Raw genomic sequence first — 12349 nt, 5'->3', positions numbered from 1 at the left:
GTTCAAGCACTGTTCACCTGGGCTTGCGACACTCGACGTGTGGACACCACCGATCTGGACCTCCCCGCGGTCGAGACACCCGCATCGCCCGACGAGTTCGACGTCGACCCGCCGTTCGACCCCGCCGACGGCGAGCTGCCCGCGGACCGCTTCCTCGACCGGGAGCTGTCGTGGATCGCGTTCAACGCCCGGGTGCTCGAGCTCGCCGACGACGCCTCGCTGCCCCTGCTCGAGCGCGTGCGCTTCCTGTCGATCTTCGCCAGCAACCTCGACGAGTTCTTCATGGTGCGCATCGCCGGACTCAAGCGCCGCATCGCCGCCGGCGTGGCCGTGCCCTCGGCCAGCGGCTTCCACCCCAAGGACGTGCTCGCCAGCAGCCTCGAGGCCAGCCACGGCCTCATGATCGAGCAGGCGCGCGCCTTCGCGTCCGACGTCGTGCCGGCGCTCGCCGAGGCGGGCATCGCGCTCGTCCGCTGGGACGACCTGACGCCGAGCGAGCGCGCCGACGTGAGCGCCACCTACCGCGACCGTGTCTTCCCGGTGCTCACGCCGCTCGCGGTCGACCCGGCGCACCCCTTCCCCTACATCTCCGGCCTCTCGCTGAACCTCGCCCTGGTGCTGCGCAACCCCGAGACCGGCAAGCAGCACTTCGCGCGCGTCAAGGTCCCGCCGATCATCGACCGCTGGATGCCGACGAGCGACGGTCGCCACGTCCCCCTCGAGGACGTCATCGCCGCCCACCTGGACCTGCTGTTCCCCGGCATGGAGATCGTGGCCCACCACGCGTTCCGCGTGACCCGCAACGAGGACCTGGAGGTCGAGGAGGACGACGCCGAGAACCTGCTCAAGGCGCTCGAGAAGGAGCTGCTGCGGCGTCGTTTCGGCCCGCCCGTGCGGCTCGAGGTCGAGGAGACGATCGACGCCGAGGTGCTCGACCTGCTCGTCTCCGAGCTGGGCATCAGGCAGGACGAGGTGTTCCGCCTGCAGGGTCCGCTCGACCTGCGCAGCCTCGGCGAGATCGCCGACCTCGACCGTCCCGAGCTGAAGTTCGACCCGTTCGTCCCGGGCACCCACGAGCACCTGGCGGAGGTCGAGACCGCGAGCCCCGCCGACCTCTTCGGCACGCTGCGTCGTCGCGACGTGCTCGTGCACCACCCGTACGACTCGTTCGCGACGAGCGTGCAGCGCTTCATCGAGCAGGCCGCTGCCGATCCGCACGTGCTCGCCATCAAGCAGACGCTCTACCGCACGTCGGGCGACTCCCCCATCATCGACTCGCTCGTCGACGCCGCCCGCGCCGGCAAGCAGGTGCTCGTGCTCGTGGAGATCAAGGCCCGCTTCGACGAGCAGGCCAACATCCGCTGGGCCCGCAAGCTGGAGCGCGCGGGCTGCCACGTCGTCTACGGCCTGGTGGGGCTGAAGACGCACTGCAAGCTGGCCCTCGTGGTGCGCGACGAGCCCGACGGCCTGCGCCGTTACGCCCACCTCGGCACGGGCAACTACAACCCCAAGACCGCCCGCCTCTACGAGGACCTCGGGCTGCTGACGAGCGACCCCGACATCACCAACGACCTGCTCGAGCTGTTCAACGCCCTCTCGGGCTTCGCCCACCAGAGCGAGTACCGCAGCCTCATGGTGGCCCCGTCGGGCCTGCGCGAGGGCCTGCTGGAGCACATCGGTCGCGAGATCGAGCACCACCGGGCCGGACGGCCCGCCGGGATCTCGTTCAAGGTGAACTCCCTCGTCGACGAGGGCGTCATCGACGGTCTGTACGAGGCGTCGCGCGCCGGCGTCCCCGTGCGGCTGGTCGTGCGCGGCATCTGCACGCTCCGACCGGGCGTGCCGGGGTTGAGCGACAACATCGAGGTGCGCAGCGTGCTCGGGCGCTACCTGGAGCACAGCCGGGTCTACTGGTTCGCCGGGGGCGGGAGCCCAGAGGCCTGGATCGGGTCGGCCGACCTCATGCACCGCAACCTCGATCGACGTGTCGAGGTGCTGGTGCGGGTGCCCAGTGCCGAGCACGTGCAGACGCTCGGTGACCTGCTCGCCAGGATGGCCGACGACGCCACGAGCTCCTGGCACCTCGGCGCCGACGGCACGTGGACCCGGCACGCGACGGAGCACGACGTGCAGACCGAGCTGATCGCCCGCGCCAAGCGTCGCCGCAGCCGCGCGACCTCCTGAGCCCGCCCGTCCGAGCCCGCTCAGCAGGCGGCGAACAGCAGGGCGCCCGTGCCGAGCATGAGCACGGTGCCGTCGGCGGACCGGTCGAACGACAGCGCCACCGTGGCCTGGTCCACCGTGACGGACGGGTCGCGCAGCTCGTCCTCCACCTGACCGGTGCGCCCGATGAAGGGACCGGTCGCGAGCCGCTCGCGGATCGGCGCCTGCTCCCGGGCGGTCGCGACCTCGTCGAAGGTCATCGCGAAGGTCGCGGTCTGCGCGCTGGCACCGACGCCACCTCGGTCGACGAGGGACCGCCCCGCGAACGAGTAGGGCTGCAGACGGCCCTCCCGCGCCTCGGCGGCGTCGGCCGCGGCGCGGTCGGTGTCGGGCACCGCGGCGGCGTCGCACCCCAACGAGCCCGCCTGCAGCAGCACCGTGTCGGCGCCGGCCAGGGCCTGGGCGGTGTCGGCCGCCTGGCGCACCGCTGCGAGCGACGGGTCCCGGCCCGTGGCCGCTCGCACGACCTGGTCGGCAGCGTCGGGCGCGGTGGCCGCCACCAGCACGCCGGCCGAGCGCACGATCCGCACGGCGGTGAACTGGTCACCGAGACCGGTCTCGCCCAGGACCTGGGGCGTGGCGCTCCAGCCGTCACCGTCCCGGTCGAACCCGGCCTCCCGGAAGCCTGCCTCTACCTCGTTCCAGGACAACGCGTCACCGGGTGCGACCACCAGGACCCCGGCACCGAGGTCCTGCACGAACGCCTCCCAACGGACGTCGTCGGTCGACCAGCCGAGCGCCTGGGGCACGGCCTCGCCGATGTCGGAGAGCGCCGATCGCGTGGCCAGGTCGCGCGTGGCCGGATCGGTGACCCCGGAGTCGCCGATGCGGTCCCAGTCGGTGAAGCCCAGCACCGTCGTGTCGGCCGGGGCGACCGCCAGCGCCGACGCCAGCGGCCCGCGGACGTCGGCCCGCCCGATGACCTGCTGACCCGGGCCGGTGACGGCCCACGCGACCCCGGCGGCGAGCGCGAGCACCACGAGCGGGACGACGACGAGCACCACGGCCGACGGGCTCCTGCGCACCACCGGACCACCTCCTCGTCGTCTCACCAGGTCGGTTCGTCACCGTCTGGACACCTTGGACGTGAACAATACGAGGCATGTCACGTGAACGTCCGCTGACCGCCGCCGGCGCCGTCACCTGGAGACGCGCCACCCCTCGTCCGGACGACACGAGTCGTCGGCCCGTCGAGCTCCTCCTCGTGCACCGTCCGCGCTACGACGACTGGACGTTCCCGAAGGGCAAGCCCGACCCCGACGAGGACCTCGCGACGACTGCGGTCCGCGAGGTCGCCGAGGAGACCGGGCAGCGGATCAGGCTCGGCCACCCGCTGCCCGACACGCAGTACCGCGTGGCCGGCGGGCCCAAGCGGGTCAGCTACTGGGCCGCCCGGGTGGTCGGCCGCACCGAGACGCCCTTCGTGCCGAACCGCGAGGTCGACGAGGTGCGCTGGGTGCGGCCGGGACACGCCCGCAAGCTGCTCAGCTACGACCACGACCACGACCTGCTCGAGGCGTTCCTGGATCTCCGGGACGACAAGGCCCACCGCACCCGCACCCTCGTCGTGGTCCGCCACGGCAAGGCGAAGGCGCGCGAGGGCTGGTCCGGCGAGGACGCGCTCCGTCCGCTGACGCTCGTCGGCGAGCGCCGCGCCGAGGCGCTCGTGCCGATCCTGCAGGCGTACGGGGTGCGGCGCGTCATCACCAGCCCGGCCGAGCGCTGCGCGGCCACCGTGGAGCCCTTCGCCCGGTCCATCGGTGCGTTCCTCAAGCTCGACGACCGGCTCACCGAGGACACCCGCCGCTCCGACGTGCGCCGCTGCGTCGACGCCGTCCTCGACGCCAAGCCCCCTGCGGTGATCTGTGGGCACCGCCCGACGCTGCCGTGGGTGTTCGAGGCGCTGGGGGTCGAGGCCCCCGACCTCGCCCCCGGCGAGGGGGTCGTGCTGCACCACCGCCGCGGGAAGGTGCTCACCTCCGAGCCGCTGGGGAGACCTGCGTCACGCCGCTGACCAGCGGCGAGTCCGCTTCCTTCGCCCATCGTTCACCGGCCGTTCACCGTCCTACGGGTCCCGATACACCTGGCTTCCCTAGCGTCCACGACGACAGAAGCATGTGATCATCGAAGGGACACCCCCCGTGAACCGCACCACGCTGCGTGCAGCCGCCCCCGCGGCACTCGCTCTCACCCTCGCTCTCGGACTCTCCGCCTGTGGCGCCTCCAACGAGGGTGGCAGCTCCGGCTCGAGCGACTCCGACCTCTCCGGCACGCTCAACGGTGCCGGCTCGAGCGCCCAGGAGGCCGCTGTCGGCGCCTGGCAGGCCGGCTTCCAGTCCGCGAACCCCGACGTCACCGTCAACTACGACCCCGCCGGTTCCGGCGCGGGCCGTGAGCAGTTCATCGCCGGCGGCGTCGACTTCGCCGGCTCCGACGCCTACCTCGACGACGACGAGCTCGCCCAGGCCAAGGAGCAGTGCGGCAGCAACGTCGTGGAGGTCCCCACGTACGTCAGCCCCATCGCCGTCGTCTACAACCTCGACGGCGTCGACGACCTGCAGCTCTCGCCCGCCACGATCGGCGGCATCTTCGAGGGCAAGATCACGACGTGGAACGACGCGGCCATCGCCGAGGACAACCCGGACGCCGACCTGCCCGACAGCAGGATCACGCCGGTGCACCGCTCCGACGACTCGGGCACCACGAAGAACTTCACCGCGTACCTCGAGGCCGCCTCCGACGGGGCCTGGAGCGGTGGCGAGGTCGAGACCTGGCCGATCAAGGGTGGCGAGGCCGCCCAGGGCACGTCCGGCGTCATCGAGGCCGTCAGCAACGGCCAGGGCACCATCGGCTACGCCGACGAGTCCCAGGCCGGTGACCTCGGCAAGGCCAAGGTCAAGGTCGGCGACGAGTTCGTCGAGGTGACCCCCGAGGCCGCCGCCAAGGTGCTCGACACCGCCACGCAGGTCGAGGGTCGCGACGCCACCGACATCGCGGTCGACATCGACCGCACGACCACCGAGTCGGGCGTCTACCCGATCGTCCTCGTGTCCTACATGATGGCGTGCGAGTCCTACGACGACGCCGCGAAGGCCGACCTCGTCAAGGGCTGGCTCGAGTACGTCAGCAGCGAGCAGGGCCAGAAGGAGGCCGCCGACCAGGCGGGTTCCGCGCCGCTGAGCTCGGACTTCTCCAGCAAGGTCGCCGAGGCCGTCGGCGCCATCTCCGCCAAGAGCTGACCCGCTCCGGTCCCCGGTCGCGCCCCTCCCGGGGCGGGCCGGGGACCGGTCCCGCTCCCTCTCCCCTCCCGGAAGGACCCTCGTGACCTCGAAGCTCGCCCCCGAGCCGGCCCAGGGACGCCGCACCCCGACGCGCCCGGGCGACCGCGTGTTCTTCGGGATCTCCTTCGGCGCCGCGCTCGTCATCCTGCTGACGCTGGCCGGCGTCGCCATCTTCCTCACCGTCGAGGGCATCCCCGGCATCACCGCCTCGCCCGACGAGGTCAAGAGCGGCCTGTCGTTCCCCTCCTACGTCGGACCGCTGGTCTTCGGCACGCTCCTGGCCGCGCTCATCGCGCTGGTCCTGTCCGTGCCCGTCTCGATCGGCGTGGCGCTGTTCATCTCCCACTTCGCCCCCCGCCGCCTGAGCGCGGCCTTCGGCTACGTCGTCGACCTGCTTGCCGCCGTGCCGAGCGTCGTCTACGGCGCCTGGGGCATCATCTTCCTGGCCCCGCAGATCACGCCGTTCTACCGCTGGCTGTTCGAGAACCTCGGATTCATCCCGCTGTTCGCCGGCCCGCCCTCGGCGACCGGGCGCACCATCCTCACCGCCGGCATCGTGCTCGCGATCATGATCCTGCCGATCATGACGGCCATCTGCCGCGAGATCTTCCTGCAGACGCCGCGCCTGCACCAGGAGGCGGCGCTCGCGCTCGGCGCGACCCGCTGGGAGATGGTCCGCATGGCGGTCTTCCCCTACGCCCGCTCCGGCATCGTCTCGGCCGCGATGCTCGGCCTCGGCCGCGCGCTCGGCGAGACCATGGCCGTCGCGATGGTCCTCTCCCCCGCGCTCGTGGTCACGTCCAACCTCATCAGCTCGACGAACCCGAGCACGATCGCCGCCAACATCGCCCTCAGCTTCCCCGAGGCCAGCGGGCTCACCGTCAACTCGCTGATCGCCACCGGGCTCGTCCTGTTCGTCATCACCTTCGCCGTCAACTTCGCCGCCCGCGCGGTCGTCGACCGGCGCAAGGACTTCTCAGGAGCCAACTGATGACCGCCACCGATCCTCGCCCGCAGCGCGACCGCGACGCCGACGAGCTGCTCGACTCCCTGCGCGGCGACACGCTGCCCCTGTGGGCGCCGCGCGTCGTCGTCGGCATCGCCGCCACCCTCGCCGTGCTGGGAACGTTCAGCGGCCTCGGACCCGTGCGCGCCGTCCTGCTCGGCTGGCTCGTGACCTTCGCCCTGCCGGTCTGGTCGCGGATCGTCGAGGGCGGCCGCAAGGCGACCGACCGGCTCGTCACGCTGCTCGTCTACTCCGCGTTCGGCCTCGCGCTGATCCCGTTGGTCAGCATCGTCTGGACCGTCGTCTCGCGCGGTCTGCCGGTCATGTCCGGGGAGTTCCTCAACTCCTCGATGCGCAACGTGATCGGCGAGGGCGGCGGCATCTACCACGCCATCATGGGCACGGTGCTGATCACGGGCGCCGCGACCGTCATCAGCGTGCCGATCGGCCTGTTCACCGCGATCTACGTCGTCGAGTACGGCGAGGGCAAGAAGATCTCGGCCTGGATCCGCTTCCTCGTGGACGTCATGACCGGCATCCCCTCGATCGTCGCCGGCCTGTTCGCCTACGCCCTGTTCGTCATCTTCTTCGGCGAGGGCGTGCGCATGGGCATCGGTGGCGCGGTGGCCCTCTCGGTGCTGATGATCCCGGTGGTCGTCCGCTCCAGCGAGGAGATGCTGAAGCTCGTGCCGAACGAGCTGCGCGAGGCCGCGTTCGCCCTCGGCGTGCCGAAGTGGCGCACCATCGCCAAGGTCGTGGTGCCGACCGCGCTCGCCGGCATCGTCACCGGCATCACGCTCGCCATCGCGCGCGTGATCGGCGAGACGGCCCCGCTGCTCATCATCGCCGGCGCCACCGACTCCACGAACTTCAACCTCTTCGACGGACGCATGGCTACGCTGCCGGTGTTCGCCTACTCCTCCATCCGCTACCCGGGCGTCCCCCCGGAGTTCAGCATCGACCGCGCCTGGGGCGCGGCGCTCGCGCTGCTCGTCATCGTGATGCTGCTGAACCTCGTCGCCCGGCTCGTGTCCCACTTCTTCTCTCCGAAGGGCGAAAGGTAAACCCCGATGGCCAAGAGCATCGACGTCTCCGACCTGAACATCTACTACGGCGACTTCCTCGCCGTGGAGGGCGTCAACATCGCCATCCCGGCGCGGTCCGTGACCGCGTTCATCGGCCCCTCGGGCTGCGGCAAGTCCACCTTCCTGCGGTCGCTGAACCGCATGCACGAGGTCATCCCCGGCGCCTACGTGCAGGGCAAGGTCCTCATCGACGGCGAGGACCTGTACGCCGACGAGATGGACCCGGTGAACGTGCGCCGCATGGTGGGCATGGTCTTCCAGCGCCCCAACCCGTTCCCGACGATGTCGATCTACGACAACGTGCTGGCGGGCCAGAAGCTCAACAGCAAGCGGATGAAGAAGTCCGAGTCCGACGAGATCGTCGAGCGCTCGCTGCGCAGCGCCGGTCTGTGGGCCGAGGTCAAGGACCGTCTCTCCCGCCCGGGCTCCGGCCTCTCGGGTGGTCAGCAGCAGCGCCTCTGCATCGCCCGCGCGATCTCGGTTGAGCCCGAGGTGCTGCTCATGGACGAGCCGTGCTCGGCCCTCGACCCGATCTCCACGAGCGTCATCGAGGACCTGATCCACGAGCTCAAGGAGAAGTACACGATCGTCATCGTCACCCACAACATGCAGCAGGCGGCGCGCGTGTCCGACGACACCGCGTTCTTCAACCTGGCGGGGGTGGGGAAGCCCGGCAAGCTCGTCGAGTTCGGCCGCACGGAGAAGATCTTCTCCAACCCCGAGGAGTCGGCCACCGAGGCCTACATCCAGGGCCGGTTCGGCTGAGGCTGACCCCGATGGGCGCTCAGCGCCCGAGCGGGTCGGCCTGGTCGAGTGGTTCGCGCCGAAGGCGCCCCGCTGTATCGAGACCCGGTAAGGGTCCAGACCCCCGCACGACGACGAACGCCCGCTCCACGAGGAGCGGGCGTTCGTGCGTGCCGGCGCTGATCCGCTGCCGGGTGGTCTCGATACGTCCCCGCCAGCTCGTGCCTCGCGGCGAGAACTACTCGACCAGCGGTGACCCCACCGCGGCTACGGCAGGAAGAACTGGGCGACGCCGTAGAACCCCGCCGCGACCGCGGCAGCCGCGGGGATGGTGACGATCCAGGCGGTGACGATTCCCTTGGCCACGCCCCAGCGCACCGCGCTGAAGCGCTTGGTGGCACCGGAGCCCATGATGGCCGAGGTGATCGTGTGGGTCGTCGAGACCGGGGCGTGCAGACCGATCGCCATCACGTAGAGCACCGTGGCGGCCACGCCCTCGGCCGCGAAGCCACGGGGCGGGTCGAGGTCGATGATGCGGCGCCCGAGGGTGCGCATGATGCGCCATCCGCCCGAGTAGGTGCCAGCGGCGATGGCGGAGGCGGCGGCGATGATGACCCAGAGCGGGACGTCGGAACCGTCCTCGAAGCCACCGGCCACGAGCGCGAGCACGATGACGCCCATCGTCTTCTGCGCGTCCTGCAGGCCGTGGCCGAGCGACATGCCGGCCGCCGAGACGGTCTGTGCGTGACGGAAGCCGCGGGCGACCTTCCCCGGATTGGCCTTGCGGAAGATCCACATGATGGCGGTCATCAGGGCGAAGGCACCGGCGAAGCCCAGCAGCGGCGAGAGCACCATCGGGATGGCGACCTTCTCGACGAGGGTCGCCCAGTCGACGGCCGTGGCCGAGGCGGCGCCGGCGCCGACGATGCCGCCGATGAGGGCGTGCGACGACGACGAGGGGATGCCGAAGTACCAGGTGATGAGGTTCCAGGTGATGGCGCCGATCAGGGCTGCCAGCACGATCGTCAGACCGTGGGCACGGTCCATGTCGATGCCGGACGACACCCGTGAGTCGATGTCGATGATGCCTTGGATGGTCTGGGCCACCCCCACACCGAGCAGGGCTCCCACGAAGTTGAGGACCGCCGCCATCGCCAGGGCGATGCGCGGGGTGAGGGCACGCGTCGAGATCGAGGTCGCGATCGCGTTGGCCGCGTCGTGGAACCCGTTCGTGTAGTCGAAGACGAGCGCGATCACGACGACGGCGATCACCATCGTCAGGACGAGGTCCATGGGTCAGGACTCCTTGACGGCGATCTGCTCCACCGTGTTGGCCACGGACTCCAGGGCGTCGATCGCGTGCTCGAGGGAGTCGACGACGTCCTTCAGCTTCAGGACCTCCAGGGACTTGTAGCTGCCGCTGAACAGGTCAGCGAGGATGCGCCGGTAGGACCGGTCGCCCTGGTTCTCGAGACGGTTGATCTCGATCCAGTACTCCTCGAGGTCCTTCATGGTGCGCAGACGGGGCATGGCCTCGGCGGTCAGCTGGCAGGCACGCTGCAGGACCTCGACCTGGGCGGCGAACTGGCTGGGCAGCTCGCCGATCTCGTAGAGGCCGATCAGGTCGACCGTCTCCTCCATGTAGTCCATGACGTCGTCGAGGCTGCTGGCGAGGCGGTAGATGTCCTCGCGGTCGAACGGCGTCACGAACGTGGAGTTGACCCGCTTGACGATCTTGTGGGTCGTCTCGTCGGCCTGGTGCTCGGCGTCGCGCATCTGCTCGCCGAGGGCGGCACGGTCGACGTCGGGGTCGAGGACTTGTGCCAGGAGATCGGCACCGTGCACGAGGTGGGATGCGGCTTCTGCGAAGAGGTCGTAGAAGGACGTCTCCACCGGACGGATGCGAAATCGCACGCCAAGCTCCTGTCGATTCGGTTCGGGCCGAGACAACTGTAGGTGCTGACGTTCACCAGGTGTCAATCGGCCGGACCACGAGGGTCCGCTCAGCGGATGTCGAGGCCGAGGAACGCGTCGACCTCGGCCTGCGACATGGGCGTCTCGCGGTTCGACGCGGCGATGATCAACCGGCTCGTGAGCTCGATCTCGTCGAGCACGTCGTCGTCGCGCAGACGATCGTCGAGGGGCTCGAGCATGAGGTGCTCCGATGGTGCAAGGGGGTGGGGGAACCGCACGCGGCGGCCGCCTCAGGATAGCCGGACGCACCCCACCCTGTCCCCTGTTCCGTGGTCTGCGGGACGAACGTCAGCGCGAGCGCGCGGACTCGATGACCTCGGTCGACTTGGCGATCGCGAATCCCCACACCTGAGCCGGCGTGATGCGGCCGGGGACGGAGATCTCGTCGGGGTTCGTGACGACGTCGAGGAGGGCAGGTCCGGGCTCGGCGAGGAACCGGGCGACCGCGTCGTCGAGCTCGTGCGGGTCCTCCACCCGGGTGGCGCTCCAGCCGATCGCGCGAGCGACCGCAGCGAGGTCGGGGTTGGCCAGCTCGGTGCCGAACGTGGGCAGACCACCTTGCTCCTGCTCCAGCCTGACCATCCCGAGGGAGCCGTTGTCGAACACCACGAGCTTCGGCGCCAGGCCGTGCGAGACGGCCGTGATCAGGTCACCCAGCAGCATCGTCAGCCCGCCGTCGCCGCACAGGCCCACGACCTGCCGGTCCGGGTGGGCCGCGGCCACGCCGAGCGCCTGGGGCATGGCGTTGGCCATCGAGCCGAGGTTGAAGGAGCCGAGCAGCTCGCGCGTGCCCGACATCGTGATGAAGCGCGCCATCCACGTGGTCGCCATGCCGGTGTCGCTGGTGAAGATCGCGTCCTGGGCGGCGTGCCGGTCGACCGCCGCGGCCAACGCCTCGGGGCGGATGGCGTGCTCGGGGTTGTCGAAGGCCTTGCGGATGACCCCGAGCCGCTCGTGGTCGTAGCCGGGGTCGGCGAGGTGCTGCTGGCGCTCGTGCCATGACAGGTAGTGGTCGCGGCAGGCGGTCAGGTGGCCTGCGTCGTCGTGGGCCGCGAGCTGCGGCAGCAGCGCGTCCAGCGTGCGCGCGGCGTCGCCGACCAGGCCGAGCTCGACGGGCACGCGACGGCCGATGCGGTCGCCCGCGAGGTCGAGCTGCAGGACCGTCTTGCCGTCGGGGTACCAGTCGCGGTACGGGAAGTCGGTGCCGACGAGGAAGAGGGTGCGGCAGTCCTCGAACGCCTGCTGGGCGGCCGGGTTGCCGATGAGCCCGGACTGGCCGACCTGGTAGGCGTTGTCGTGCTCGAGGCCGGGCTTGGCCTTGAGCGTGAGCACCATCGGCGCCTGCAGCCGTTCGGCGAGCGCGAGCACCTGGTCGCGGGCGCCACGGGCGCCCTGCCCGACGAGCAGGGTCACCGGGCCGTCCGCGAGCAGACGCGCGGCGGTCGCGACGTCCTCGGAGGCGGCGACCGGTGCCGGACGACGCCGGACGACGTGCGGCACCCGGGTGCCCTTCGGCAGGTCGAGGCTGCCGACGTCGCCGGGGACGGTCAGCACGGCGACCCCGCGACGCTGCAGTGCGGCGTTGAGCGCCTGCTCCAGCATCGGCGCTGCCTGCGCCGCGGAGGTGATGGTGCGGGAGTAGACGGCGACGTCGGAGAAGAGGGCGTCGTTGTCGACCTCCTGGAAGTAGTCGCTGCCGAGCTCGGTGGTAGGCACCTGGCCGCAGATCGCGAGCACCGGGGCGCCGGACTTCTTGGCGTCGTAGAGGCCGTTGAGCAGGTGGATGGACCCGGGGCCGACGGTGCCCATGCAGACGCCGAGACCGGCCGGCCCCACCTGGGCCTGCGCGCCTGCGGCGAAGGCGCCGGCCTCCTCGTGGCGGACGCCGATCCAGCGCAGCCTCTCGTCGGTGCGGACGGCGTCGGTGATCGGGTTGAGGGCGTCGCCGACGACGCCCCACACGTCGGTCACGCCGAGGTCGGCGATGGTGTCGGTGATCAGCTGGGCGACGGTACGGCTCATGATGTTCTCCTCGT

General features: G+C 70.8%; 11 protein-coding genes. 6 read left to right on the top strand and 5 right to left on the bottom strand.

What is annotated here, in order from left to right:
- The first annotated feature begins 39 nt into the window (after nucleotides 1-39).
- On the top strand, nucleotides 40-2184 hold the full coding sequence (locus NUV38_RS05040; protein WP_257728067.1) for an RNA degradosome polyphosphate kinase: 2145 nt from the start codon (nucleotides 40-42) through the stop codon (nucleotides 2182-2184).
- A gap of 20 nt (nucleotides 2185-2204) precedes the next feature.
- Here NUV38_RS05040 and NUV38_RS05035 read toward each other — a convergent pair whose 3' ends face one another.
- Entirely contained in the window at nucleotides 2205-3251 is a 1047-nt protein-coding gene (locus tag NUV38_RS05035) for a hypothetical protein (protein ID WP_257728066.1), read from the bottom strand.
- A gap of 74 nt (nucleotides 3252-3325) precedes the next feature.
- On the opposite strand from NUV38_RS05035, the gene NUV38_RS05030 reads away from it, so the two are divergent.
- From NUV38_RS05030 to pstB, 5 genes are all read left to right on the top strand, one after another.
- Nucleotides 3326-4237 (top strand): NUDIX hydrolase, encoded by a 912-nt coding sequence (locus NUV38_RS05030; RefSeq protein ID WP_257728065.1) that lies wholly within the window; start codon nucleotides 3326-3328, stop codon nucleotides 4235-4237.
- A 127-nt stretch (nucleotides 4238-4364) separates the two neighbouring features.
- Nucleotides 4365-5462: a phosphate ABC transporter substrate-binding protein PstS gene (gene pstS / locus NUV38_RS05025; RefSeq protein WP_257728064.1), complete on the top strand. Its 1098-nt coding sequence runs from the start codon at nucleotides 4365-4367 to the stop codon at nucleotides 5460-5462.
- A gap of 82 nt (nucleotides 5463-5544) precedes the next feature.
- A complete protein-coding gene (gene pstC, locus NUV38_RS05020) occupies nucleotides 5545-6495 on the top strand; it encodes a phosphate ABC transporter permease subunit PstC (protein ID WP_257728063.1) in 951 nt (316 codons plus the stop codon).
- The gene (pstA, locus tag NUV38_RS05015) at nucleotides 6495-7574 is read left to right on the top strand and encodes a phosphate ABC transporter permease PstA (RefSeq protein WP_257728062.1); all 1080 of its coding nucleotides are present in this window, start codon (nucleotides 6495-6497) and stop codon (nucleotides 7572-7574) included. The genes pstC and pstA overlap by 1 nt, the downstream gene beginning before the upstream one ends.
- A gap of 6 nt (nucleotides 7575-7580) precedes the next feature.
- Nucleotides 7581-8360 carry a phosphate ABC transporter ATP-binding protein PstB gene (gene pstB, locus NUV38_RS05010; RefSeq protein ID WP_257728061.1) on the top strand — a complete coding sequence of 260 codons (780 nt, stop codon included), beginning with the start codon at nucleotides 7581-7583 and terminating at the stop codon, nucleotides 8358-8360.
- Between the two features lie 246 nt (nucleotides 8361-8606).
- Here the strand turns inward: pstB and NUV38_RS05005 are convergent, their stop codons facing one another.
- From NUV38_RS05005 to NUV38_RS04990, 4 genes are all read right to left on the bottom strand, one after another.
- A complete protein-coding gene (locus NUV38_RS05005; RefSeq protein ID WP_257728060.1) occupies nucleotides 8607-9632 on the bottom strand; it encodes an inorganic phosphate transporter in 1026 nt (341 codons plus the stop codon).
- Between the two features lie 3 nt (nucleotides 9633-9635).
- Nucleotides 9636-10253 (bottom strand): DUF47 domain-containing protein, encoded by a 618-nt coding sequence (locus NUV38_RS05000; RefSeq protein WP_257728059.1) that lies wholly within the window; start codon nucleotides 10251-10253, stop codon nucleotides 9636-9638.
- 89 nt (nucleotides 10254-10342) lie between these two features.
- A complete protein-coding gene (locus NUV38_RS04995) occupies nucleotides 10343-10492 on the bottom strand; it encodes a hypothetical protein (RefSeq protein ID WP_257728058.1) in 150 nt (49 codons plus the stop codon).
- A 109-nt stretch (nucleotides 10493-10601) separates the two neighbouring features.
- On the bottom strand, nucleotides 10602-12335 hold the full coding sequence (locus tag NUV38_RS04990) for a thiamine pyrophosphate-dependent enzyme (RefSeq protein ID WP_257728057.1): 1734 nt from the start codon (nucleotides 12333-12335) through the stop codon (nucleotides 10602-10604).
- Between the last annotated feature and the right edge of the window lie 14 nt (nucleotides 12336-12349).

Origin of the sequence: Aeromicrobium sp. 50.2.37 (assembly GCF_024655735.1) — a bacterium.
GTDB lineage: Bacteria > Actinomycetota > Actinomycetes > Propionibacteriales > Nocardioidaceae > Aeromicrobium.
This window is presented reverse-complemented; position numbering and strand designations above follow the sequence as displayed.

What these genes read in the sequence shown, in the direction of transcription:
- NUV38_RS05030 (WP_257728065.1), top strand. Translation starts at nt 3,326, where the DNA reads ATGTCACGTGAACGTCCGCTGACCGCCGCCGGCGCCGTCACCTGGAGA.
- pstA (WP_257728062.1), top strand. Translation starts at nt 6,495, where the DNA reads ATGACCGCCACCGATCCTCGCCCGCAGCGCGACCGCGACGCCGACGAG.
- pstB (WP_257728061.1), top strand. Translation starts at nt 7,581, where the DNA reads ATGGCCAAGAGCATCGACGTCTCCGACCTGAACATCTACTACGGCGAC.
- NUV38_RS05005 (WP_257728060.1), bottom strand. Translation starts at nt 9,632, where the DNA reads ATGGACCTCGTCCTGACGATGGTGATCGCCGTCGTCGTGATCGCGCTC.
- NUV38_RS04995 (WP_257728058.1), bottom strand. Translation starts at nt 10,492, where the DNA reads ATGCTCGAGCCCCTCGACGATCGTCTGCGCGACGACGACGTGCTCGAC.
- NUV38_RS04990 (WP_257728057.1), bottom strand. Translation starts at nt 12,335, where the DNA reads ATGAGCCGTACCGTCGCCCAGCTGATCACCGACACCATCGCCGACCTC.